This window comes from Salinimicrobium marinum (assembly GCF_014651535.1).
Taxonomy (GTDB): domain Bacteria; phylum Bacteroidota; class Bacteroidia; order Flavobacteriales; family Flavobacteriaceae; genus Salinimicrobium; species Salinimicrobium marinum.
Map to the genome: position 1 here is coordinate 440046 of NZ_BMXB01000001.1, position 24901 is coordinate 464946.

The window sequence follows — 24901 nt, forward strand, 5'->3', positions numbered from 1 at the left end:
GTATGAAACTATTCTATGTTAATATTAGGGTACGATTTCTAAGTTTAGTGGCTTTTCTTGCTGCTTCAGTTATGTTAGGCCAGCAGTCAAAACTGGAAATCTTTAAACTTGAAGATGTTAGCCTGGAAAAAGGTCCTTTCCGCAATGCGATGTTGGTGGATCTGGAATATATCCTGGAATTAAATCCCGATAAACTTCTGGCGCCGTTTTTACGGGAAGCGGGATTGGATCCTAAAGAAGAAAGCTATCCCAATTGGGAAAATTCCGGACTTGATGGGCATATAGGAGGACACTACATAACAGCGCTTTCCCTTATGTATGCTTCAACAGGAAACCGGGAAGTTCTCCAAAGACTGGAATACATGCTTTCAGAACTTAAACGTGCCCAGGATGCCTATGGCACAGGTTATATTGGAGGTGTTCCCAATAGCAAGGAATTGTGGCTGGAAATAGAATCCGGGCAGCTTGACCCTGGCAGCTTTAACTTGAATGACAGGTGGGTGCCTCTTTACAATATCCATAAGACCTATGCCGGACTTCTGGATGCATACCAACATACGGGCAGCGAACTTGCCAGGGAAATGTTAATTGAGTACACCGACTGGATGATCGGGATTACAGCAAATCTTACCGATGAACAGATCCAGTCCCTTCTCATTTCTGAACATGGCGGGTTAAACGAAGTATTTGCTGAGGTAGCTGCAATTACAGGCGAGGATAAATATCTTGATCTTGCTTATAGTTTTTCACACCAGATTGTGTTGGATTCTCTAAAACAGGAAAAAGATAATTTAAACGGAATGCATGCCAATACCCAAATTCCGAAGGTAATCGGTTTTGAAACCATTGCCGGAATTTCGGGAGATGAAGAGTATCACAATGCTGCGAGGTTTTTTTGGGAGACGGTGGTGAATAACCGAACCGTTGCCATTGGCGGGAATAGTGTGCGGGAACATTTTCATCCCACGACAGATTTTTCTTCCATGATCAACAGTGTCCAGGGGCCTGAGACCTGTAATACCTATAATATGCTGAAATTGAGCAAACAGCTTTTCCAGGCTGAAGGGCTGGAAAGGTATATTGATTATTATGAGCAGGGATTATACAATCACATTCTCTCTTCTCAACATCCCGAAAAAGGCGGATTCGTATACTTCACTCCCATGCGTCCCGGCCATTATCGGGTATATTCCCAGCCTGAAACCAGTTTTTGGTGCTGTGTGGGCTCAGGGCTGGAAAATCATGGTAAATACAACGAATTGATCTATGCCCATTCTGAAGATGATTTATATGTAAATCTTTTTATCCCATCCACGCTAAATTGGGAGGAAACAGGTCTTTCCCTTACTCAGAAAACTAGTTTTCCTGAAGAAGAAGCCACTTCCTTTCTTATCAAGGCTGAAAATCCTACGGAATTAAATTTAAAAATCAGATATCCGCGCTGGATTGCGGCCGGTGAGCTTAAAATTGAAGTCAACGGTAAGCCGGTAAAGGTTGACCAGGCGCCGGGAAGTTATGTCGCTATAAACAGGAAATGGAGTGATGGTGACAGGGTAGATGTAGAACTACCTATGCATATTACTTCTGAAAAATTACCGGATGGTTCAGATTATAAGGCTCTAAAATATGGGCCTATTGTACTGGCGGCCAAAACCGGAGATCAGGATATGGACGGACTTTTTGCAGATGACAGCAGGGGCGGGCACATTGCAGCCGGGGAGATCATTCCGCTTTCAGAAATGCCTTATTTCCTTTCAGACAAAACCGAAGATATAGAAAGGCTGGTGAAAAAAGTTCCAGGCAAAACATTGACCTTCTCGGCATCAGAAGTTTTATATCCTTCCGAATTTAAAGAACTTGAATTCATACCTTTTTATACCCTGCACGACTCCAGGTATGTAATTTATCTTCCTTTAGAGACTACTAAAGGAATTGAGAAAATCCATAGGGAGCTTGAGCAAAAGGAGGATGAGGAAAAAAGGTTGGCGGCGATGACATTAGATAGGGTGAATCCCGGGGAACAACAACCGGAGGCCGATCATTTTATTGAAAGTGAGAATTCCAATATTGGTGTTAACCGCGATCGACATTGGCGGGATGCTGAAGGCTGGTTTAGCTATCGTATGGTTGATAATGAAAAGCAGGCACAAAAACTTCGAATAACTTATTTTGGAGGTGACAACGAACGTAACTTCAAAATCTTGGTTAATAATGAGGTAATTGCCGAAGAAAGTTTCCATGGCCTGGAAGGAAACAAATTTTTTGAAAAAAATTATACGCTTCCTGCCAACCTCGTGAAAAACAGCAATGGAGTTTTTGAAATTAAATTTGAGGCCCATTCCGGCTCCAGGACAGCAGGAATCTATGATGTAAGATTATTAAAGGATTAAAACAGATATTAAAGAAGAATGAAGAACTACGTTATAGGCCTTGATTACGGAACCGATTCGGTAAGAGCCGTGTTGGTGGATTCAGAAAACGGTAAGGAAATGGCCTCAGATACTTATTACTACCCTCGTTGGAAGGAACAAAAATATTGTAATGCAGCTATAAATCAGTTTAGGCAACATCCTTTAGATCATATGGAAGGTCTTGAAAAGACGATCAAAGGGGTTGTAGAAAAAAGTGGAATTGACGGAAAAACTGTAAGAGGGATCTGTATTGACACCACCGGCTCCTCCCCAATTGCAGTTACAAAAGAAGGAACTCCGCTGGCTTTAGTGGAAGGTTTTGAAGAAAACCCCAATGCAATGATGGTGTTATGGAAAGATCACACTGCCATCAATGAAGCCAATGAGATCAATGAACTGGCTGAAAACTGGGGAGGAGAAAATTATACAAAATATGAAGGCGGAATTTATTCTTCCGAATGGTTTTGGGCGAAGATCACACACGTCATCAGGGAAGATGAAAAGGTGAAAAATGCAGCTTATTCCTGGATGGAACACTGCGATCTAATGACTTTTATGCTCCTTGAAGATCAGGATTTGCAGTCCTTTAAGCGCAGTCGCTGTGCAGCAGGTCACAAGGCTATGTGGCACCAAAGCTGGGGCGGACTTCCTTCTGAAGATTTTCTCAACAGGCTGGATCCTTATTTGGGGCAGCTTCGCGGGAGGTTATATGAGAAAACCTATACCTCAGATGAGGTTGCCGGGAACTTAAGCGCGGAATGGGCTCAAAAATTAGGATTGAGTACAGACTGTGTTATAGCAGTTGGAGTTTTTGATGCACATTCGGGCGCGGTAGGAGCTAAGATCGATAAGCACACGCTGGTTCGCGTAATGGGAACTTCTACCTGCGATATTATTATATCCTCCAAAGAAAACGTTGGAGATAAAACGGTAAAAGGGATCTGTGGTCAGGTAGACGGCTCGGTCATTCCGGATATGATCGGTCTGGAAGCGGGCCAATCTGCTTTTGGAGATGTACTTGCCTGGTTCAAGGATGTACTGTCCTGGCCTCTTGATAATCTTGTTTTTAATTCTGATATACTTTCTGAAGAACAAAAACAGCAGTTAAAAGCAGAGGCCGAAAAGAATTTCATCAGGAAACTTTCTGAAGAGGCAGAGAAAATTGACATTTTTGAGAGTCTACCTATAGCTCTGGATTGGATCAACGGCCGTAGAACTCCCGATGCTAATCAGGAGTTGAAAAGTGCCATTTCAAACCTTTCATTAGGATCAAAAGCCCCTCATATTTTTAAAGCTTTGATCAACGCAATTTGCTTTGGTTCCAAAGAGATCGTGAACCGTTTTGAAGAAGAAGGCGTGAAGATCAACAGTGTAATAGGAATTGGAGGAGTGGCACGAAAATCCCCTTTTATCATGCAGACCCTGGCAAATGTACTGGATATGCCAATTAAAGTAGCTGCTTCAGATGAAGCACCGGCTCTTGGAGCGGCCATTTATGCTGCTGTTGCTGCCGGACTTTATCCCAATGTGATTGAAGCCAGTAAAACCCTGGGAAGTGGTTTTGAAGCAGAATATCTTCCAAAGAAAGAAGAAGTGAAAGTCTATGCAGAATTAATGCAGGCTTATAAAGAATTGGGTGCTTTCGCCGAAAAAAGTACATCCCATAAAATCAGCAAGAAATGAGTTCTATTTATCAGGAATTGAAACATGAATGTTACGAGGCCAATATGCAGCTGAATGCATTGAACCTTGTGATCTATACCTTTGGAAATGTTAGTGCCGTAGATCGCGAAAAAGAGGTTTTTGCCATTAAACCCAGCGGAGTGCCCTATGAAGATTTAAAACCTGAAGATATTGTGATCATCGATTTTGAGAACAATATTATTGAAGGCGAAATGAGACCTTCTTCAGACACAAAAACCCATGCTTATTTGTACAAGAACTGGAAAGAAATAGGCGGAGTGGCGCATACTCATGCAACCTATTCCGTAGCCTGGGCCCAGGCCCAACGGGACATCCCAATTTTTGGAACCACCCATGCCGACCATTTAACAGCAGATATTCCATGTGCTCCGCCAATGCGTGACGACTTGATCGAGGGAAATTATGAACACAACACCGGGATACAGATCCAGGACTGCTTCAGGGACAAAGGCCTCTCATATGAAGAAGTTCAAATGGTGCTCATTGGAAACCACGGACCTTTCACCTGGGGCAAAGATGCAGCCAAAGCTGTGTACAACAGTAAAGTCCTGGAGGAAGTGGCAAGAATGGCATTTTTGACCCTGCAAATAAATCCGGAGGCACTGCGGTTAAAGGACTCACTAATTAAAAAACACTACGAACGTAAACATGGTAAAAATGCCTATTACGGACAAAAATAATCCCCAATAATATAGACCTCACAGGCTTCAAAAACCGGCGAGGTTTATATACCTACTTTGTTAATAATTTAACCAACATAAATCAAACTAACATGTTCAATATAGACGAAAAAGAAATCTGGTTTGTCACCGGAAGTCAGCATTTATATGGCGACGAAACCTTAAAACAAGTTGCCGATAATTCAAAGCAGATCGTAGACGGATTACAGAAATCCTCACATATACCCCTAAAGGTAATCTACAAAGGGACATTGAAAACTTCAGATGAGATCACAAATCTTTGCCAGGATGCCAATACCAACAAAAATTGTATTGGGATCGTAGCTTGGATGCATACTTTTTCTCCGGCGAAAATGTGGATAAGGGGTCTTACGCTCTTGAAAAAACCACTTTGTCATCTGCATACACAGTTTAATTCTGAAATTCCCTGGGATAAGATCGATATGGATTTTATGAACCTGAACCAATCTGCACATGGAGACCGGGAATTCGGATTTATGATGACCAGGATGCGTAAAAAGCGAAAGGTAATAGTAGGTCACTGGCAGTCGGATCGTGTTCAGAAAAAGTTAGGGATTTGGTCCCGCGTTGTACTTGGCTGGGATGAACTTCAGCATTTGAAAGTAGCCAGGATTGGCGACAACATGAGGGAAGTGGCAGTGACCGAAGGAGACAAGGTACAGGCCCAGATGCGGTTCGGGATGTCTGTGAACGGCTATGATTCTTCAGACGTTGTAAAACATATCAAGGCGGTAAAGGAGGATGAAGTAAACAAACTTGTTGAAGAATATGAATCATCTTATAATCTTTCAGAAAAACTTCAGAAGAATGGTGAAAAAAGAGACTCATTAAAAGAAGCTGCGAAAATCGAATTAGGATTAAGAGCCTTTTTGGATGAGGGTGGTTTTAAAGCCTTTACCGATACTTTTGAGAACCTGGGAGAGCTGAAACAATTGCCGGGAATTGCTGTACAGCGTTTAATGGCCGATGGTTATGGATTTGGTGCCGAAGGTGACTGGAAGACTGCTGCATTGTTAAGAGCAATGAAGGTGATGACAGTTGGGCTTGAAGGGGGAACCTCCTTTATGGAAGATTACACCTATCACTTCACTCCGCAGAGATCTTACGTTCTTGGATCTCACATGCTGGAAATTTGTCCTTCTATTGCCGACGGGAAACCTTCCTGTGAAGTGCATCCGCTTGGAATTGGTGGGAAAGAAGATCCTGCAAGACTTGTGTTTAACTCTCCCGAAGGTCCTGCCCTTAATGCTTCTTTGATCGATATGGGGAACAGGTTTAGGTTGATAGTAAATGAGGTGGAGGCAGTGAAACCTGAAGCAGATCTACCTAATTTACCTGTTGCACGGGTGCTTTGGGATCCAAAACCCGATCTTGATATAGCTGCAACTTCCTGGATCCTTGCCGGGGGGGCTCACCATACTGTTTACACCCAGGCGATCACTACAGAATTTCTTGAAGATTTTGCCGATATTGCCGGGATTGAACTTTTGGTGATCGATGAAAAGACGAGTGTCCGTGAATTCAAAGATAAAATGAACGCCAACGAAGCTTATTACCACCTGTTTCAACACGGGATGTAAAACTAAACCAATCCAATTATGAATACTGTAAAAAGAAGTTTATTAAGTTGCGGCTTTATGATTTTAGCCCTTGCATTTGTTCAATGCAAAAATGAAAATAAAAACTCTCAAACTTCAGAAGAGGAAACTAAATCTGTTAATCGCGAAAACGTAATGAAAGAAAATTATGGCACAACTCCCGATGGGGAGGAGGTAGAGCAATATACGCTTAGAAATGAGAACGGAATGGAAATCAAGATCATTACCTACGGTGGACGTATCACTTCACTAACTGCCCCAGATGCAGAGGGAAATTTTGAAGATGTTGTTCTTGGATTTGATTCCCTTGAACAATATACCGGAGAGAATCCGTTTTTCGGAGCATTGATAGGGCGCTACGGAAACAGGATCGCGAACGGAAAGTTTTCGCTGGATGGGGAAGAGTATACCCTGGCGCAAAATGATGGTGAAAACCATTTACATGGTGGTGAAAAAGGTTTCGACAGAGTGGTGTGGAAAGTTGAAGAAGCAGATAATAATACCCTTAAGTTATCTTACATAAGTGAAGATATGGAAGAAGGCTATCCCGGGAGGCTCGAAACTCTTGTCACCTATACTCTTAATGATGACAATTCTCTTGATGTAGACTATGAGGCTACAACTGATAAAAAGACGGTATTGAATTTAACCCAGCATGCTTATTTTAATCTCTCGGGAGATTTTTCTAATACTATTCTCGATCACGAAATTAAAATCAATGCTGACCAGTATCTTCCGGTTACCGAAAATCTAATTCCAACCGGAGAGATGCGGGAAGTGGCAAATACGCCATTCGATTTCAGGGAACCCAAAGAAGCCGGAGAAAATATTGAAGCAGATAATGATCAGCTTGAAAGAGCCGGTGGATACGACCATAACTGGGTGCTGAATGAGCAGGACAGCGGAATGCGTTTTGCTGCTTCTGCATATCACAAGGAAAGCGGCCGATTGCTGGAAGTACACACTACCGAACCCGGAATCCAGTTTTACTCCGGTAATTTCCTTGATGGTACTTTACCGCTTCAATATGGGGATGGTAATTATGAAAAAAGGACAGGGTTTTGCCTGGAAACTCAGCATTACCCAGATTCTCCGAATCAGGAGCATTTCCCATCTGTAGTACTGGAGCCGGGAGATACCTATTCCTCTAAAACGACCTTTATATTCTCCATAAAGCAATAGTATGGTACCATTAGATTCATTAGATTGGATTGCGATCGCAGCATATTTCCTCATCCTGGCCGGGATTGTAGTTTGGGTAATTTCTAAGAAACAAAGCAATACAGAAGATTATTTTCTTGCCGGTAGAAATGTTGGCTGGTTTGTAGTGGGTGCATCTATCTTTGCTTCCAATATAGGATCAGAACACGTAGTAGGGCTTGCAGGAGCGGGTGCGGGAGATAAACTTCCTATGCTTATATATGAAATTCAGGCGTGGGTGGTGCTTATACTTGGATGGGTATTCCTGCCGTTCTATAAGCGTAGTGGAGTATTTACGATGCCGGAATTTCTTGAAAAGCGGTTTGATGCAAGATCCCGCTGGGTCCTTTCCATTTTCTCGATTATTGCTTATGTACTCACAAAGATTTCGGTAACTATTTATGCGGGTGGAGTGGTAGTTTCTGCTTTACTCGGAATAGATTTCTGGACAGGTGCAATTGCTACTGTGGTACTTACAGGTTTATATACAGTACTTGGAGGAATGAAGGCTGTGGTTTATACAGAAACTCTTCAGGCAATCATCCTTGTCCTGGGTGCCGGTGCACTTACTTTTATTGGATTAGATGCAGTAGGAGGTTGGGAAAGTATGAAAGAAACAGTTTCTCCGCAGTATCTTAATATGTGGCGTCCTGCTACAGATCCTGATTTCCCTTGGCCATCGTTGCTCATTACCAGTACAATTGTGGGTGTCTGGTACTGGTGTACAGACCAGTATATCGTGCAACGTGCATTAACCGCGAGAAACATCAAAGAGGGGAGAAGAGGCACCATATTCGGAGCGTTATTAAAACTGCTTCCGGTATTCTTGTTCCTTATTCCAGGGATCATAGCCCTTACGTTAAAAATGAGGGGTGAATTGCATTGGGAAAACCCCGATGAAGCTTTTCCGGTGTTGATGAGTAATTTACTGCCATCAGGATTAAGAGGTCTTGTTGCCGCGGGATTACTGGCAGCTTTAATGAGCTCCCTGGCCTCTGTTTTCAACTCATGTTCTACGCTGTTTACCGTTGATATTTATAAAAAACTGAGACCGAATACGCCGGAAAAACAACTGGTAAGAACAGGACAAATCGCTACTGTGGTGATTGTGATCATTGGGATTATCTGGATTCCTATTATGGCAAATATTTCAGGTGTTCTCTATGAATACCTGCAAAAGGTGCAGTCATATATTGCCCCTCCTATTACTGCGGTCTTCCTGCTGGGAATCTTCTACAAGAGGATCAACGCTCTCGGGGCTTTTGTGACTCTTGTGGTAGGTCTTATAGCTGCAGCTGCCAGAATTGTACTTGAGTTGATCAAAGATGATCTGAATCCTAACGGATTCCTCTTTGCAGTAGGAGATGTGAATTTCCTTACGTTTGGTGCCTGGTTCTTTCTTTTCTGTGTGCTATTGGTCACTATTGTGAGTTTGTTAAGCTCAATCCCGTCTATGGAAAAAGTGAAAAGCCTTACGTTCCAGACAATTACTGCCGAAGATAAAGCAGATAATAAAGCCAGTTATAACTGGAAAGATATTCTTGTATCTGTACTGGTTTTGGGTGCAGTTGCATGGGTAATGATCATATTCAACGGAAGATAATTCCGGGAGAATTAGTCTTAGAGATCTGGATAATTCGGGTATCAAAAAATGCGCTAAGAAAATTTCATCTCTCTTAGCGCATTTTTATTTCAAGGAATCCTTCTTCAAAAATCAGTACTTCTGAAATTTTTCTGAAAGATAAATTTTACCACTGCTATAGGATTATCTCTCCTTCATTATTTCAGAAAATATTCTAAAGGATTTAATCCTGTCATTATGGTCATAAATATGGGAAACGACCATTAATTCATTGGCACCGGTCTTTCCAAGAAAATCTTCTGTTTTTTCTCTTACAGTTTTCTTACTTCCCACAAAAGAATATTTCAACATTTGCTGAAGCGAAGGATGGTTGGCTATTTCCCGAAGGTCGGGGGTCATAGCTGTTGGTTTTTGCATGTAATCTATTTTTCCGGTCATTACGCCCAGCATCATCCTTATCATGGAAGTAGATAGTTTTTCAGCCTCTTCATCGGTATCTGCAGCAATGATGTTTACTCCGGCGATGGTATAGGGTTCCTGCAAATATTCCGAAGGTTGGAAGTTATTATAATAAATATTCAAAGCCTGGAATAACTGTGCAGGCGCAAAGTGACTGGCAAAAACATAGGGTAAGCCTTTTTTAGCAGCAAGATGGGCACTATCTGTACTCGAACCTAACACGTAAATAGGCACGTTCACTCCTTCGGCCACAGTGGCACGAACTTTTGCCTCACCGTTATCGTTGGAAAAATATTGCTGAATCTTTTCAATCTCCTCCGGAAACTGATACACCGCCTGCATCCTGTCTGACCGGATTGCGTGTGCCGTGGCCTGGTCTGTTCCGGGAGCTCTTCCCAATCCCATATCAATCCGGTTGGGATAGAGAGAACCGAGGGTTCCAAACTGCTCTGCAACGATCAATGGGGAATGGTTAGGTAGCATGATACCTCCTGAGCCGACTCTTATTTTGCTGGTTCCGGCTGCAATGTGAGCCATTAATACCACCGTAGCCGAACTTGCAATACTTATCATGTTATGGTGTTCTGCCAGCCAAAAACGTTTGTAGCCTAATTCTTCTGCCTTTTGTGCCAGGTCGAGACTATTTTGAAAAGTTTCTCCTGTAGTAATGTCCTGTCCTACACTGGCTAATTCTAATATGGAAATGGGGATATTTTTAGTACTCATAAGATTATTTAATTCTGAAATTTAACTCGTTTGTTTAAACCGGAATAGTGTTGGTCGAAGCAAAGCAAGATTTATTTCATTCTGGGACTGCTAATTTAAAGGAGTTTTTACTTTTTAAAGGTAAAGACCTGAAAAGGGCTCATTTATGAATAGATTTATGGCTTTATAGCTACGTACTTTTCCTTCATGTGCTAATAATTTCATATTTTAGAAGAGGAACTCACAATATTATGGATAAAATTAAAAAAGCGCCACAGGATAATGTATTTATGCTTGTACCGGTGCGAATAGGTTATAATGTTATAGAATCGTTTCTTCAGAAGAAACTAATAGGTAAGAATATAAAAGCAGAAGATAATAATGGAGAAGAAAAAAAATATGCAGAAATTCTGGGATTATCTGTAGAAAAAAGTTTAGAAGAAGATTTTGATATTTCTCTAAACCTGGACTTTAAAACCCTTACTTCTTTTTTCAGCAATAAAAAAGGCAGTGTGAAATTGCATGCTGCCATTGGTTTTGATGAAAAAAATCAGGAGGTGAAAATTCTGGATTATAAGCTGCAGGGGACCGGAAAAAACTGGTTTTTGAATAAATCCCTGCAGGCCGTTGCAAACAGGTTCATGTATGATAAACTAAAAAGTAAACTGAATTTTGAGCTAGGACCTCCTGTTAAGGAACAGCTCGAAAAGATCAATCTTAAACTGGAAAATCGAGTGGAAGCATCTAAAGGCATTTTTGCATCGGGAAAACTAAGCACTTTCAGAGTTGCAGAGATCATTGCCGGCGAACGTCAGTTCTTAATTCATGTGAATATTGAAGGTAATGCTCTTGTGGATATTAAGGAAATTAATTTCTAAAAATAGCTCGTTTCAGGATGATTTTAACTAGATAAACAATTCTTCCAGAGCTTTTCCTTTACCTACCAAAAAATCATTCAAAAGGTCGGCAATAAGTTCCCCAATCTCATCCTGTCTTTTTTCAGGCACCCGAAGAAACTGGATTTTCCCCCATCCTCTTATATCGCATATCATCATGTTGTTTGCATCCCAGATGGTTTGTCCCTTTTTGTCATAACGCACAGGAAACTGCAGTGTTTCTTTTGCTAGATAATAATTTTCTTTTAATTCCATAGTGATTTGTTTTTTTTAAGTTTACCTACTATTACGGATACTTTTTACCGGGATAAGTTTTTGATCACAGCACAAAAAAAGACGCCGTTAATATTAGCCATAGCAGGAAGGCTAAAAGCATTTTTTTGACTGCGTTTAAAACCATCTGTTTCATATCCCTAAAATTTACACCTCAAAAATACGAGTTGATAACGGGATTCTGGTTACAGGAATATTAAAAAAAGAAAGAGAAGATTAAGTTTCGGTTAATTTTTGGGGCATCATTATTTTACAGCTTTTTTCTGAATCTTGAGCTCTTTCTGAATTAAATTTCTAAATACCCGATCGTGGTATAGTGTTTGCCAAATTTTGGGCTAACAATAAAAAATCAGTTATTATGTTTAAATTGAAAAAAGTAGCAAGTTTTCTTTTCTTCTTTACCATAATGGGAACATTCGCAAGTTTCGCTCAAACTCCACAACTTCCGCAGCCACAGCAACAGCAGCAAAAAGTTGAGGTTAGTGATGGTGAACTGCAAAAATTTGCGAACGCTTTTCAGGGTATTAGAATGGTAAATCAACAGGCGCAACAGGAGATGATGTCTGTGGTAGAAGAAGGTGGAATGGATGTTCAAAAATTCAACGAGATTCACCAGGCTTCTATGGACCCGGCAGTTGAAGTAGAAGCTTCTAAAGAAGATTTACAAAAACATCAGGCCATCGCTTCTGAACTGGAAGAGATGCAAGGAACTTTCCAGGCAAAAATGGAAAAAGTAATTACAGACGCCGATTTGACTCTTCAAAGATATGAGCAAATTGCTATGGGTCTTCAAAGTGATCCTGAGCTACAGGAAAGGCTAAAAGCAGTCTTTGAAGGATAGTTCTCGATCGTAACGAATACAGAAAGGTGGCATGATGTCACCTTTCTTGTTTTTAAGCGGTTTTTTCTTCTGAAGCATTTTCTTTACCTCTTCTTTTTCTGAAGTAAAACAGTCCCGAATAAACTGGGAAAGATATCGTGAGGCAGGATTTCCGATAATTGTGTTGGCCGTTACTTTAAATTCCATTTTAATTAATTTATCCAGATTTCAGAAATCTGTTTTTTGTCTTTATGAGATATAAAGCCAGGTGGAACCCTAAAATTCTGAAATTAAGAGGATTTAAAATGGAAAATGGAAGAGGGATTTGAAGAAATTAGTTTCCGATTATTTTTTTGCGACTTTTTCAGAAATAATCTCTTAAAAAGTGATATTTTCCGGGTTAATTTAAAATTAGCGTTCTCAAAATTATTAAACCCATGAACTATTTTTCAAAAGCAATTTTTGCACTTGCACTGGCAGGAATCGGTTTTCCGCAGTTACAGGCGCAGGAAGTAACAGAAACGAATCAGCAGGATTTCAACGAATTCACCAATCGGGCGGGAAATATGTACCGTGCTGCCTCGGGTAAACCCGGTCCCGAGTACTGGCAAAACGAAGCCGATTATGACATTGATGTCACACTCGATGATGAAAACCATACCATCACCGGAAGTATTACAGTAGAATATACCAATAATTCGCCGCAGGAGCTTGATTTCATCTGGATGTACCTGGAACAAAATCGCTTTACCGAAACTTCTCGTGGAACTTTAACCACGCCTATCCAGGGAAACAGGTATAACGGAGATATTGATGGTGGATATGAAATATCAAATTTAGAAGCCAGGATGAAACGCAGTACCTCTTCAGAATATATGATTAATGACACCCGTATGCAGGTTTTCTTTGATGAACCAATTCCCGCAAAAGGTGGTAAAGCAACAGTTTCTATGGATTTTACCTATAAAATTCCTGTTGAAGGTATGGACAGGATGGGACGACTTGAGGTGGAAGATGGTACCATCTATGCCATGGCACAATGGTTTCCACAGGTGGCCGTTTTTGATGATATAGAAGGTTGGAACGTGGAGCCTTACCTTGGCGCCGGAGAGTTCTACTACGATTACGGAACATTTGATTATAAAGTAACAGCTCCATGGGATCATATTGTAGTTGGATCTGGAGAACTACAGAATCCACGACAGGTTCTTTCCAGAGAAGTGAGGGAGAGAATGGAAGCAGCTTCAAAAAGCGATACTACCGTTTACCTTGTAAGACCAGAGGAGGTAAATGATCCTTCCATACGGGCAAAACAGGAAGGCACCCTTACATGGCATTTCAAAATAGAAAATTCCAGAGATGTTGCTTTTGGTTCTTCGAAAGCTTTTATCTGGGATGCAGCTAAAATAGATCTTCCAAGCGGAAAAAAAGCCATGGCACAATCTGCTTACCCTAAAGAAAGTGCAGGAGAAGAAGCATGGAGCAGGTCTACCGAATACTCCAAAGCTTCTGTAGAACATTATTCTGAAAAATGGTTCGAATATCCCTGGCCTGTTGCTGTGAATGTGGCTGCAGAAATAGGAGGGATGGAATACCCCGGACTTAATTTTTGTGGATGGAAGAGTGAAGGGGCTTCTCTTTGGGGAGTAACAGATCATGAATTCGGACACAACTGGTTTCCTATGATCGTGGGGACAAACGAAAGAAGATATGCCTGGATGGATGAAGGTTTCAATACGTTCATTAACCACTACAGCACACTGGAATTTAATGATGGAGAATATCCGTCCAGACTTAATCAAACACGTAGAATGACAGGCTGGTTCTCCAATCCTAACAGGGAAGGTATTGATACTTACCCGGATGTGGCAAACCTGCAAAATTTGGGAATGATTGCTTATTATAAACCTGCTATAGGACTGTTGTTGCTAAGGGAATATGTTTTGGGAGAAGAAAGGTTTGACAGGGCTTTCAAATCTTATATTCACACCTGGGCTTATAAACACCCGCAACCTACCGACTTTTTCAATCACATGGAAAATGTTGCAGGAGAAAATCTATCCTGGTTCTGGAAAGGTTGGTTCTACGGCACCGGAAATATCGATCTTGCCATTGATAATGTTCAATCCTACCAGGGCAATTATGTGATAACACTTTCCAACAGAGGGGAAATTCCAATGCCTGCAGTGTTACAGGTTACCTATGAAGATGGTACTGAAGAAACAGTGCGTCTCCCTGTAGAAATATGGCAACGAGGGGATAGCTGGAACCATTTGCTGCGTACCGATAAACAGGTGCAAAGTGTGGTATTGGATCCGGAAAAAATCCTTCCCGATGTTAATTTCTCAAATGATGCCTGGCCAACTTCTTTTTACCAGGAATAACAATAAAATATACCAATCAAAAAGCTCCCGGAAATTTCATTTTCGGGAGCTTTTTAGTTATAATTCATTCTGAAAAAGTCAGAAATATTTCCTTTTTCAGAATATACTACATCCAATACTTTAACTTCGGAACAGGTTCTTTTCTTTTATCATTGCGGTAGTGGTTTCTGGGAGCATATCTTCCCATCCCGACCTTCCTTCGACGATCATTTGGTGTATTTCCCGTGAATAAATATCCAGGATTTCAGGATCAAAATCGGTGATATCCACTACACGTCCGTTGTCTTTGAAATATTGATACAATTCTCTCATTCTTGGATGCACCTGCAGGTTTTCGCTGGTGGTAATTTCTCCCGTATCCGGATCTTTTAAGGGATACAAATAGATCTTGAGGCTTTTAAAGAATAATTTTCCGAAGGCTTCCAGGATTCCCCCACTTAGATGACGATAATATTTTTCATCAAAGATGTCAATGAAGGTGTTTACACCCATGGTAAGACCCATTCTCTCTTTGGTGTGCTGTGAGAAATACTCCACTACTTTATAGTATTCCTGGAAATTGGAGATCATTACTGTTTGCCCCAAAGAACCCAGCAAATCTGCGCGATCAAGAAAATCTTTCTCATTTATTTCACCTTCAGCTTTCAGGTTGGAAAGCGTGATTTCAAAAATTACCACCGCTTTTTCCCTGTCCACTTTCCTTTCATTCAGGAAAAGTTCTAAAGACTTCTCGTACATGCTCATATTTACCCTCGTCACAGGCCTGAAACTCCCCCTAAGGGTAAGGATATTCTTTTTGTAAAGCACGCTGGCAGGTAATACATTGTTCCCGTCTGGCGCGAACATTACTGCTTCGGTCATGCCGTTTTTTACAAGCTGGAGACTCATTAACCGGTTGTCCACTTTTTCAAAAAGAGGTCCGGTGAAATTGATGGTGTCAATTTCAATGTCATCGTCATTGATGTGATCGTACAGGTTTTTTAAAAGTTGTTTTGGGTTATCATGGTTGTAAAAAGCTTCGTAGATAAGGTTAACTCCGAGTTTTCCCAGAGTGATCTGCTGGTGTACAGCCGAATTCTGATGGAACTGGATATGCAGTAAAATTTCACTGTACTCCTGTTTTGGATGTGCCTGAAATTTTATGCCAAGCCAGCCATGGCCTTTGTACTTTTTAGCAAAATCTATAGTTGCTACGGTATTGGCATAGCTAAAAAACAACTTGTCGGGGTGTTTGTCCCTTTTCAGGCGCTCTTCGATAAGTCGTGTTTCGGTGGAAAGCATACTTTTTAACCGGGCTTCGGTCACGTATCTTCCCTGGGGTTCGAGCCCATAGATAGCATCACTGAATTCTTTATCATAGGCACTTAGAGTTTTGGCAATAGTTCCTGAAGCGCCCCCTGCCCTGAAAAAATTTCTTACTGTTTCCTGGCCTGCACCTATTTCTGCAAAGGTGCCGTAAATACTCTCGTTTAGGTTTACTCTTAAGGCTTTGTTCTTTATGGTTGGGGTGGTGTTAAAATCCTGATCTCCAATCAGATTTGTTGGCATGGTGTTATGTTTTCAATTAAAGTTTAAAGTTAAGAAGATAAATATTTCCCCGCGAGTACTTTAAGAAAAGGATTTCGTAAAAATGAGAATTCTCACATTTTCTTAAGAATTGGGAACATAAAAGCTGCCTCAAAGTGTATTTTGTGAAACACTTTGCTGGCATCCTCCTTTGTAATCCTGTATCTAAAGATCGTCTACAGCAACTTTGTAGTTGGGATCTTCTAAGATATTCACTTCAATAATGGCATCTGCCTTATTCAGCAATCTTCGGCAGTCTTCACTCAAATGTCGCAGATGTAACTTTTTTCCTTGTTTTGCATATCTTTCAGTAAGCTTATTGACCGCTTCGATTCCAGACATGTCGACGATACGGCTTTCAGAAAAATCTATGATCACTTCATCGGGATCGTTCAGGACATCAAATTTTTCATTGAACGCCTGTACAGATCCGAAGAAAAGAGGCCCATATAATTCGTAATGCTTAATACCATCTTCATCGGTTCTCTTTCTTGCACGTATTCTTTTAGCGTTGTCCCAGGCGAAAACCAGCGCAGAAATAATAACTCCCACCAGTACGGCAAGGGCAAGGTTATGAAGGAGAATGGTTACTAAAGTTACCAGAACCATTACCAGAACATCAGATTTTGGCATTCTTCTGAAGGTTTTTAAACTGGCCCACTCAAAAGTTCCCACGGCTACCATGATCATAAGTCCCGTTAAGGCAGCCATTGGTAACAGCTCAATAATATCGGCTGCAAACATGATGAAAATCAGCAAACTTACCGCCGCTACAATTCCCGACAGTCTTGCTCGTGCTCCCGAAGAGACGTTGATCAAACTCTGACCTAACATGGCACATCCACCCATTCCCGAGAAGAATCCTGAAAGGACATTAGCAGTTCCCTGTGCCACACATTCTTTGTTTCCGCGGCCACGGGTTTCGGTGATTTCATCTACAATATTCAGCGTAAGCAAACTTTCAATCAAGCCAACCCCGGCCATAATGGCGGCATAAGGAAAAATAAGTGCCAAAGTTCCCCAGCTTAGAGGAACCATTGGAATATGAAATGGAGGAAAACCTCCACTAATAGATGCAATATCTCCTACTGTTTTGGTTTCGATCCCCAGGAAAGCTACCAGTCCAAATACTACTAAAATGGCCACCAAATTGGCAGGAACTGCTTTGGTCAGTTTTGGTAACCCTACAATAATGGCAATAGTAATAGCGACAAGGCCAAGTAGGGTATAAAGCGGTGCTCCGGTCATCCAGACCAGTTCCCCTGCTTCATTTGCGGTTTTAAACTGGTCAAGCTGAGACATAAAGATAATGATCGCCAAACCGTTTACGAATCCAAAGATCACAGAATGCGGAACCAGCCTAATAAGTTTACCAAGACGCAGTACCCCGGCAAGAACCTGGATGAGTCCGGCTAATATAACCGTTGCAAAAACATACTCCGGCCCGTGGGAAATTGCCAGAGCTACAATGACTACAGCGACTGCACCTGTTGCTCCAGAGATCATCCCCGGGCGGCCACCTATAATAGAGGTGACAAGTCCCATTACAAAAGCAGCATACAGACCGGTAAGAGGGGAGAGGCCGGCGATCATGGCAAATGCTACTGCTTCAGGGATAAGAGCAAGGGCGACTGTAAGCCCTGCCATTACTTCTATTTTATAATCTACTTTTTGCGAAAAATCGAAAAGGTTGAAAATCTTTTTCATCTTTAAAAACAATTAAATGATATGTAAATACGGAATAGTTCCGAAGGAAATATAGTTGAAAATCAGGTAGAAAGTGGGGCAGCCTTAGGGCGGGGTAATCAAAGAGGATAATATCGTTCTGCCGTGCTTCATAAGAGCGGGCAAAAGTAAAAAAAAAATATTTAAAGAAAAAAGGAAGGAAACAGATTATTGAACGGGATTTATGGATTTCTTATTTTTTAGGGTGTTTATGCTAGAATTCAGCAGCGGAAATTTTGCATTATCGCTGATTTAAGAGTTGGTTTTTCTTTCTTGTGAAGAAAATATAATCAGTCTCTTGTTTATTTCAACTCCCGAAAATCCCAATTTCTGCACAATATAATCCAGGGTTTCTTTTTGATATATGAAAACATGGGTGGGATCATTCTTATAGTACCAGCCGGGGAAATCAATTTCGCGAGCGTAAAGATGCGTCATACAATAAAGTTTTCCCCCGGGAAGGAGCAAATCTTTTAATCTTTTAAACTCTTTTTCCGGATGGTGAAAATGTTCCATTACCTCACAGCAGACAATGAAATTATATTTTCTCTCCAGCAACTCTTTATCATCCGAAAAAAATGGATCGTAAGGAAAGATTTCAAAATTGCAGTCTCGTAACTTTTTGGTGATCACAGGCCCCGTTCCTGCACCGTAATCCAGCCCTGTATGCGCTTCAGTAGAAAAATCTTTTAAAACTGAAGTTACGATTGGAGAAATAAAATTCTGATAATGGATATCATTTACATCATTGTTGTGGGTTTGATAACGATCAATTTCTGTTTTTGCATCCGGTAAAAAAGAAGGGGAGGCATATATGCCAAAGCAGTTGTCACATTTATTAAACTCCATACCGGGGGATTCAAAGAACAGATTTCCGGTTTCCCCGCATAAAGGACAGGCTGGTGTCATATTCCTGGATTTATTGCCTAAATTAATAAATTAGGCAATGGAAAAGGAGAATCTCCAGGATTTACCGCTTCCTTATTAATTATTAATTTTATGAAAAGACTTAGGAAGGCCTTTTTAAAACAAATATCTTTGTAAAAAATGTAATTATGTCGCATAAAGCCGGTTTCGTGAATATCATAGGGAATCCTAATGTTGGGAAATCTACCCTAATGAATGCCTTTGTAGGGGAGAAGCTTTCCATTATCACTTCCAAAGCACAAACTACCCGCCACAGAATATTAGGGATTGTGAACGGAGAAGATTTTCAAATGATCCTGAGTGATACCCCGGGAATTATAAAGCCTGCGTACCAGCTTCAGGAATCTATGATGGATTTCGTGAAGTCGGCTTTTGAAGATGCCGATGTGCTGGTGTATATGGTAGAAATTGGCGAAAAAGAACTAAAAGACGAAGCATTTTTTAATAAGATCATTAATTCTGAAATTCCTGTTCTGTTACTGCTGAATAAGATCGATAAATCAAATCAGGAGCAGCTGGAAGATCAGGTGCAGCTCTGGAAGGAAAAGGTTCCTAATGCTGAAATCTATCCGGTGTCTGCTTTGCAGGGATTCAATGTTTCTGAAGTATTCAACCGTATCGTTGAACTCCTTCCTGAATCTCCCGCTTTTTATCCGAAGGACACCCTTACAGATAAACCCGAAAGATTCTTTGTAAACGAGATCATCCGCGAAAAGATCCTGATGCATTACAAAAAGGAAATTCCTTATAGCGTCGAAATCGACACCGAAGAATTTTTTGAAGAAGAGGAGATTATCAGGATGAGAAGTGTGATTATGGTAGAGCGTGAAACCCAAAAAGGGATCATTATAGGCCACAAAGGAGCAGCATTGAAAAGAGTAGGAGTGGAGGCCCGAAAAGACCTTGAGAAATTCTTCGGAAAGCAGGTGCACCTGGAACTTTACGTAAAAGTGAACAAAAACTGGCGGAGTGATGCCCGGCAGTTACGAAGGTTTGGGTACAACGAAAGGTAGAATAAGAAATTTGAGATACGAGGTTAGAAGGATGAAAATCTGGAGGATTTCTTGAATTGAGAGCCAGGAGTTCTATAATAAGAATCCTTAGCGCGAATTTTCGAAAACCAGATTATCTACTCGAGGTACTACCGAGAATAATTCCTGAACTAATAAATAATTATGCTGTATTCGTGGATTGTGAAGGTTATCGCATGAATATATTCCTGCAAATAAGATATTTACCGATCTGGCATCTGGAATTTTTCTCAGTAAAATATTTTTCTTCACACTCTCTGTGTCTTGAGCTTGAAAAAAGGATGCTGCCAGAAAATACATTAACTAATAAAATAACTAATCGTGTATTCATCTATACAGGAGAATGGAGCACGATAAGTTAGAAGAAGCAGGAGTGATTTTTCATTAGCCTGATCGCGCTGAAATGAAGGATTTTCCCAATGGAATTTCTTAGTTATATCTTAAAATAAAAAAGCCTAATTTTGCACCAGAATTTTAGAAAAAGAATATGAGTAGTATTGTAGCCATTGTGGGCAGGCCAAATGTAGGGAAATCAACATTTTTTAACAGGTTAATTCAGCGAAGGGAAGCCATTGTGGATTCTGTAAGCGGGGTAACCAGAGACCGTCATTACGGTAAGAGTGACTGGAACGGTCGTAATTTTTCAGTGATCGATACCGGTGGATATGTTGTAGGAAGTGATGATGTTTTTGAAGCTGAAATAGATAAGCAGGTAAAGCTGGCCATTGATGAAGCTGATGCTGTTATCTTCATGGTCGACGTCGAATCTGGCGTTACTTCCATGGATGAGGCCGTGGCCGATTTGCTACGCCGCTCCAATAAACCGGTTCTTTTAGCGGTCAATAAAGTAGATAATTCCAAAAGACTGGAGAATGCAGTGGAATTTTATTCTCTTGGATTAGGGGAGTTCTATCCAATTGCCAGTACCAGCGGAAGCGGTACGGGAGAACTTCTGGATGCTTTAGTAGAGGCTCTTCCTGAAAAACCTGATGTAGAGGAATCTGAATTGCCGCGGTTTGCTGTGGTAGGCCGTCCCAATGCAGGTAAATCTTCTTTTATCAACGCACTTATAGGAGAAGAAAGATACATAGTAACCGATATCGCGGGAACTACCCGGGATTCCATTGATACAAAATACAACCGCTTCGGATTTGAATTTAACCTGGTGGATACCGCCGGAATCAGAAGAAAGTCCAAAGTAAAGGAAGACCTGGAATTTTATTCGGTGATGAGGTCTGTACGGGCTATTGAACATTGTGATGTATGTTTGATCGTGATGGATGCCACCCGCGGCTTTGACGGGCAGGTGCAGAATATTTTCTGGCTTGCACAGCGAAACCGTAAAGGGGTCGTGATCCTTGTCAACAAGTGGGATTTGATAGAAGACAAGGAAACCAATACCATGAAGGAATATGAAAAGAATATTCGTCGTGAAATGGAACCTTTTGTAGATGTACCAATCATTTTTATGTCGGTACTTACCAAACAACGCATCTTTAAAGCGATTGAAACTGCGGTAGATGTTTACAAGAACCGAAGCAAAAAGATCAAGACCAGTGAGTTGAATGATATCATGCTTCCTATTATTGAAGCGTATCCGCCGCCGGCCTATAAAGGAAAATATGTTAAGATTAAGTTTTGTATGCAGTTACCAACTCCGCAGCCGCAGTTTGCGTTTTTCTGTAACTTGCCACAATACGTAAAAGAGCCTTATCAACGTTTTCTTGAGAACAAACTGAGGAAAGAATTTGATTTTACAGGGGTTCCTGTTTCAGTTTATTTCAGAAAAAAATAACTTTCGGTTAAACTTAATTTAAAAGGAAGAGTCTAAACTATAGAATAGAACCAACTATTTTTATAGTTTTACCCAGCTCTCTAACTTAAGTTTAAATGAAATTTTACATTTTCCTCTATCTGTCATTTCTGACCTTTTCAGCAACTGCACAAAAATTTGAAATTACCGGTAAAATAGTGGATCAGGAGGAAGGTTTTCCTCTTGAATCTGCCACTGTTTTTGTGGAGCGGCTTTCAGACAGTACGCTGGTTTCCTATACCATTTCAGATCGTGAAGGTAATTTTACCATAGCAGGATCAGACAGTAGCGACTCCCTTCGACTGGCGGGAAGTTATGCGGGTTATACCCCCCTGAATCAAATTGTAGTTTTAAATCCGCGCACAAAAAATATTGGAGCCATAGAAATGGCTGTTGCAACCAATGAGCTGGATGAAGTGACAGTGGTTTCCAACAGGTCGCCGGTAACGGTCAAAACAGATACGCTGGAATTCAATGCTGCGTCTTTCAACACCCGCCAGGATGCAAACCTGGAAGACGTGATGAAGAAACTTCCCGGAGTGGAAGTAGATGCCCAGGGAAATATTACCGTCAACGGAAAACCGGTTTCCAGGATCCTGGTGAACGGAAAAGAATTCTTCGGAAATGATCCTAAAATTGCCACTAAAAACCTTCCGAAGGAGATCATTGATAAGATCCAGGTGGTGGATACCAAGACAAAAACAGAGGAATTTACCGGAAAAGCCGGAAATCCCGATGATAAAACCATCAACATAACCATTCAGGAAGATAAGAACCGCGGATATTTTGCCCGGGCAACAGCAGGGGGTGGTACCGACGAGCGCTATGAACTCAGCGGAATCGGCAATTACTTTAAAGACGAGTTGCGGGTGAGTGCCCTTGCAAGTTCCAATAATATCAACAGCTCCGGATTCAGTTTTGATGAGGTGTATGATATGATGGGCCGGGGTGGCGTGAGGCGAATGTCCTTTAACAGCAATGGCGGCTTCAGCATTAACGGGAACAGCTTCGGAACCGGGGGCGGAATCACCAAAAGTGAAACGGCAGGATTCAATTTCACCAATGAATGGGATGAAAAATACGAACTCAATGCTGATTATTTCTTCGGAAGAAATGATACCGAAACCAGATCTGTTGTAGAAAGAGAAACTTTTCTTCCGGAAGGAACTTTCTTTACAAATTCTGTTTCTTCAGGAAATATGGTAAATGACAGCCATAGGGCGAACGCCAATTTTGAAGTTGAGTTAGATACGCTAACAAGAATCTCAATTCGTCCTTCCCTTCAAATCAATGATGGATTTTCCCGCAGGACGAGAGATTCGGAAAGAACAGATCCCACAAATGTGGTGAATACTTCTACCCTCGACAATGAAGAGCTGCATAGCACAGATTTCAGCAACCATATAGATTTCATTAAAAAGTTTGGGAGCTGGGGAGCTTACTTGCAGGTAGATTTCAGGAACAGGAATAGTGAGCAGGAAAATCAGAATAATTTCTTTTCAGAAAGGTTATTTTATGAAGATGATGTTCTGCAAAGTTCAGATATTCGTAATCAGTTCATCGATGAAGCTAACGAGACAAATGAGTACACGCTTGGACTTACCCAACGGTCGGTGCTTAGGGACAAGCTGTTCCTCGATCTGTCATACGAATATCGTGCAGAAAATTCCAGCAATGAGCGAAATGTATATGATTTTAATGAAGAAACAGGCTCCTACACCAGCTTTAATGAAACTTTAAGCAATGCCTTCGAAATAAACAGTGTAAAGCATATTCCTAATGTGGGACTTAACTATGAAGGAACAAAGTGGCGGACATCCTTTAATGTGGGGCTTCTGAACACTTCTCTGGATAGCGAAAACTTCATTGCAGAAAATAACCTGAAAAAGGATTTTAACAATCTTTACCTGAGTTCCAATATACGATATGAGATCAAAAGAGGTTCCAGTCTTTATTTGTATTATAATACAGATACTAATATTCCTTCCATTAGGCAATTACAGCCGGTAGAGAATATTACAGATCCTTTGAACATCATTACAGGAAACCCCGATCTTGATCCAACTTTTTCCCACAGGGTGAATCTCGGCTACCACAATTTTGATTTTGCCACCCGCAGCGGACTGAGCACTTATGGTTCCTTCACGATTACACAAGACCAGGTGGTGCCTTTTACCGTTACCGAAGGTCTTTTAAGCAGAACCACCTATACCAACGTTGATGGCGGCATTGATGCCAATCTGGGAAGTTTTTACAATAAAAGATATAAGAAAGAGCAAACAGAATTCAGTTACCGATTGGGTGGTAATTTCGGTTACGGCAGGCAGGTAGGTTTTACAAACCTTCAGAAATTTAATGCCGATCGTTATAGCTTTCGGCCCAGTGTGAGACTTGGGTATAACTACAATGAGCTTGTAGAGTTTAATCCGCGGTACGAGCTTAGCTACGTACTTACTAATTATGACATCAACATGGGGCGGGAAGAGGAGTTTACCAACCACACTATTGGAATCGAGGCAACTACTTACTGGCCCGAAAATGTGGTTTTCGGAAATGATTTTTCCTATAATTACTTCGGAAATGTTGCCCCGGGGTTTGACCCTACCGCAATCTTATGGAACATGAGCCTGGGGTACCAGTTTCTCAATGATGATGCTACCCTGAAGATCAAAGTATATGACCTACTGAATGAGAACGTAAGTACTTCCAGAACTACAGGTCAGGATTTTGTCGAAGACCGGCAGGAATTGATCCTTGAACAATATTTCATGCTAAGCTTTACCTATAAGCTGAGTAAATTCGGCGGAAAAGATCCGAACAAAGGACGAGGTGGGGTGATCAGGATGTGAAGTTGATTTTTAGAGCGAGTGATGTTGTGACGAAGTGATGTAGTAAAGCTGTAATGAAGAGTTATTTCTCGCTAAGGGCTCAAAGTTTGGCGCAGAGATCGCAAAGAAAAGACCCCTGAAAAAATTCGAAAATTCCAAAACTGTAGAGATGGTTACCCCATTTACTGGCATGGATCTTTAATCAATACTAGTTGTCTGTACGATAGCTCTTTGCGTGCTTTGCATTTTTCTTATTTTTCTTTGCGTGAAATTTCTAG

The 24901-nt window shown here is 41.1% G+C and carries 18 protein-coding genes; 12 read left to right on the forward strand and 6 right to left on the reverse strand.

Annotation, left to right across the window (positions count from 1 at the left end):
* The first annotated feature begins 2 nt into the window (after nt 1-2).
* From IE056_RS01940 to IE056_RS01965, 6 genes are all read left to right on the forward strand, one after another.
* Entirely contained in the window at nt 3-2390 is a 2388-nt protein-coding gene (locus IE056_RS01940; protein ID WP_189602930.1) for a glycoside hydrolase family 127 protein, read from the forward strand.
* An 18-nt stretch (nt 2391-2408) separates the two neighbouring features.
* Nucleotides 2409-4094, forward strand: coding sequence for a ribulokinase (locus IE056_RS01945; RefSeq protein WP_189602931.1), 1686 nt, complete (start codon nt 2409-2411; stop codon nt 4092-4094).
* Complete coding sequence (locus IE056_RS01950) at nt 4091-4795, forward strand: L-ribulose-5-phosphate 4-epimerase (RefSeq protein ID WP_189602932.1); 705 nt, start codon at nt 4091-4093, stop codon at nt 4793-4795. Before IE056_RS01945 ends, IE056_RS01950 begins: the two co-directional genes overlap by 4 nt.
* A gap of 92 nt (nt 4796-4887) precedes the next feature.
* Complete coding sequence (gene araA / locus IE056_RS01955; protein WP_189602933.1) at nt 4888-6396, forward strand: L-arabinose isomerase; 1509 nt, start codon at nt 4888-4890, stop codon at nt 6394-6396.
* Nucleotides 6397-6414: 18 nt separating this feature from the next.
* The gene (locus IE056_RS01960; protein ID WP_189602934.1) at nt 6415-7596 is read left to right on the forward strand and encodes an aldose epimerase family protein; all 1182 of its coding nucleotides are present in this window, start codon (nt 6415-6417) and stop codon (nt 7594-7596) included.
* 1 nt (nt 7597) lies between these two features.
* Nucleotides 7598-9217, forward strand: coding sequence for a sodium:solute symporter (locus IE056_RS01965; protein ID WP_189602935.1), 1620 nt, complete (start codon nt 7598-7600; stop codon nt 9215-9217).
* A gap of 162 nt (nt 9218-9379) precedes the next feature.
* Here IE056_RS01965 and IE056_RS01970 read toward each other — a convergent pair whose 3' ends face one another.
* Nucleotides 9380-10381, reverse strand: coding sequence for an LLM class flavin-dependent oxidoreductase (locus tag IE056_RS01970; RefSeq protein WP_189602936.1), 1002 nt, complete (start codon nt 10379-10381; stop codon nt 9380-9382).
* Nucleotides 10382-10611: 230 nt separating this feature from the next.
* Between IE056_RS01970 and IE056_RS01975 the strand changes: the two genes are divergently transcribed.
* Nucleotides 10612-11238, forward strand: a complete 627-nt coding sequence (locus IE056_RS01975; protein WP_189602937.1) for a DUF4403 family protein — start codon at nt 10612-10614, stop codon at nt 11236-11238.
* Between the two features lie 27 nt (nt 11239-11265).
* Here the strand turns inward: IE056_RS01975 and IE056_RS01980 are convergent, their stop codons facing one another.
* On the reverse strand, nt 11266-11511 hold the full coding sequence (locus IE056_RS01980; protein WP_189602938.1) for a hypothetical protein: 246 nt from the start codon (nt 11509-11511) through the stop codon (nt 11266-11268).
* A gap of 376 nt (nt 11512-11887) precedes the next feature.
* Here IE056_RS01980 and IE056_RS01985 point away from each other — a divergent pair, with 376 nt between their 5' ends.
* Nucleotides 11888-12370 carry a DUF4168 domain-containing protein gene (locus IE056_RS01985; protein WP_189602939.1) on the forward strand — a complete coding sequence of 161 codons (483 nt, stop codon included), beginning with the start codon at nt 11888-11890 and terminating at the stop codon, nt 12368-12370.
* On the opposite strand, the gene IE056_RS01990 is transcribed toward IE056_RS01985, so the two are convergent.
* Nucleotides 12347-12556 (reverse strand): hypothetical protein, encoded by a 210-nt coding sequence (locus IE056_RS01990; RefSeq protein ID WP_189602940.1) that lies wholly within the window; start codon nt 12554-12556, stop codon nt 12347-12349. The genes IE056_RS01985 and IE056_RS01990 overlap by 24 nt on opposite strands.
* A gap of 230 nt (nt 12557-12786) precedes the next feature.
* Between IE056_RS01990 and IE056_RS01995 the strand changes: the two genes are divergently transcribed.
* Nucleotides 12787-14733 (forward strand): M1 family metallopeptidase, encoded by a 1947-nt coding sequence (locus IE056_RS01995; protein WP_189602941.1) that lies wholly within the window; start codon nt 12787-12789, stop codon nt 14731-14733.
* A 120-nt stretch (nt 14734-14853) separates the two neighbouring features.
* Here IE056_RS01995 and IE056_RS02000 read toward each other — a convergent pair whose 3' ends face one another.
* From IE056_RS02000 to IE056_RS02010, 3 genes are all read right to left on the reverse strand, one after another.
* Nucleotides 14854-16281: a TonB-dependent receptor gene (locus tag IE056_RS02000; protein WP_189602942.1), complete on the reverse strand. Its 1428-nt coding sequence runs from the start codon at nt 16279-16281 to the stop codon at nt 14854-14856.
* Between the two features lie 183 nt (nt 16282-16464).
* A complete protein-coding gene (locus IE056_RS02005) occupies nt 16465-18006 on the reverse strand; it encodes a SulP family inorganic anion transporter (RefSeq protein ID WP_189602943.1) in 1542 nt (513 codons plus the stop codon).
* A 270-nt stretch (nt 18007-18276) separates the two neighbouring features.
* Entirely contained in the window at nt 18277-18933 is a 657-nt protein-coding gene (locus tag IE056_RS02010; protein ID WP_189602944.1) for a class I SAM-dependent methyltransferase, read from the reverse strand.
* Between the two features lie 146 nt (nt 18934-19079).
* On the opposite strand from IE056_RS02010, the gene era reads away from it, so the two are divergent.
* From era to IE056_RS02025, 3 genes are all read left to right on the forward strand, one after another.
* Complete coding sequence (gene era / locus IE056_RS02015; RefSeq protein ID WP_189602945.1) at nt 19080-19964, forward strand: GTPase Era; 885 nt, start codon at nt 19080-19082, stop codon at nt 19962-19964.
* A gap of 505 nt (nt 19965-20469) precedes the next feature.
* Entirely contained in the window at nt 20470-21777 is a 1308-nt protein-coding gene (der, locus tag IE056_RS02020) for a ribosome biogenesis GTPase Der (RefSeq protein ID WP_189602946.1), read from the forward strand.
* Between the two features lie 95 nt (nt 21778-21872).
* Complete coding sequence (locus IE056_RS02025; protein WP_189602947.1) at nt 21873-24644, forward strand: outer membrane beta-barrel protein; 2772 nt, start codon at nt 21873-21875, stop codon at nt 24642-24644.
* The last annotated feature ends 257 nt before the right edge of the window (nt 24645-24901 follow it).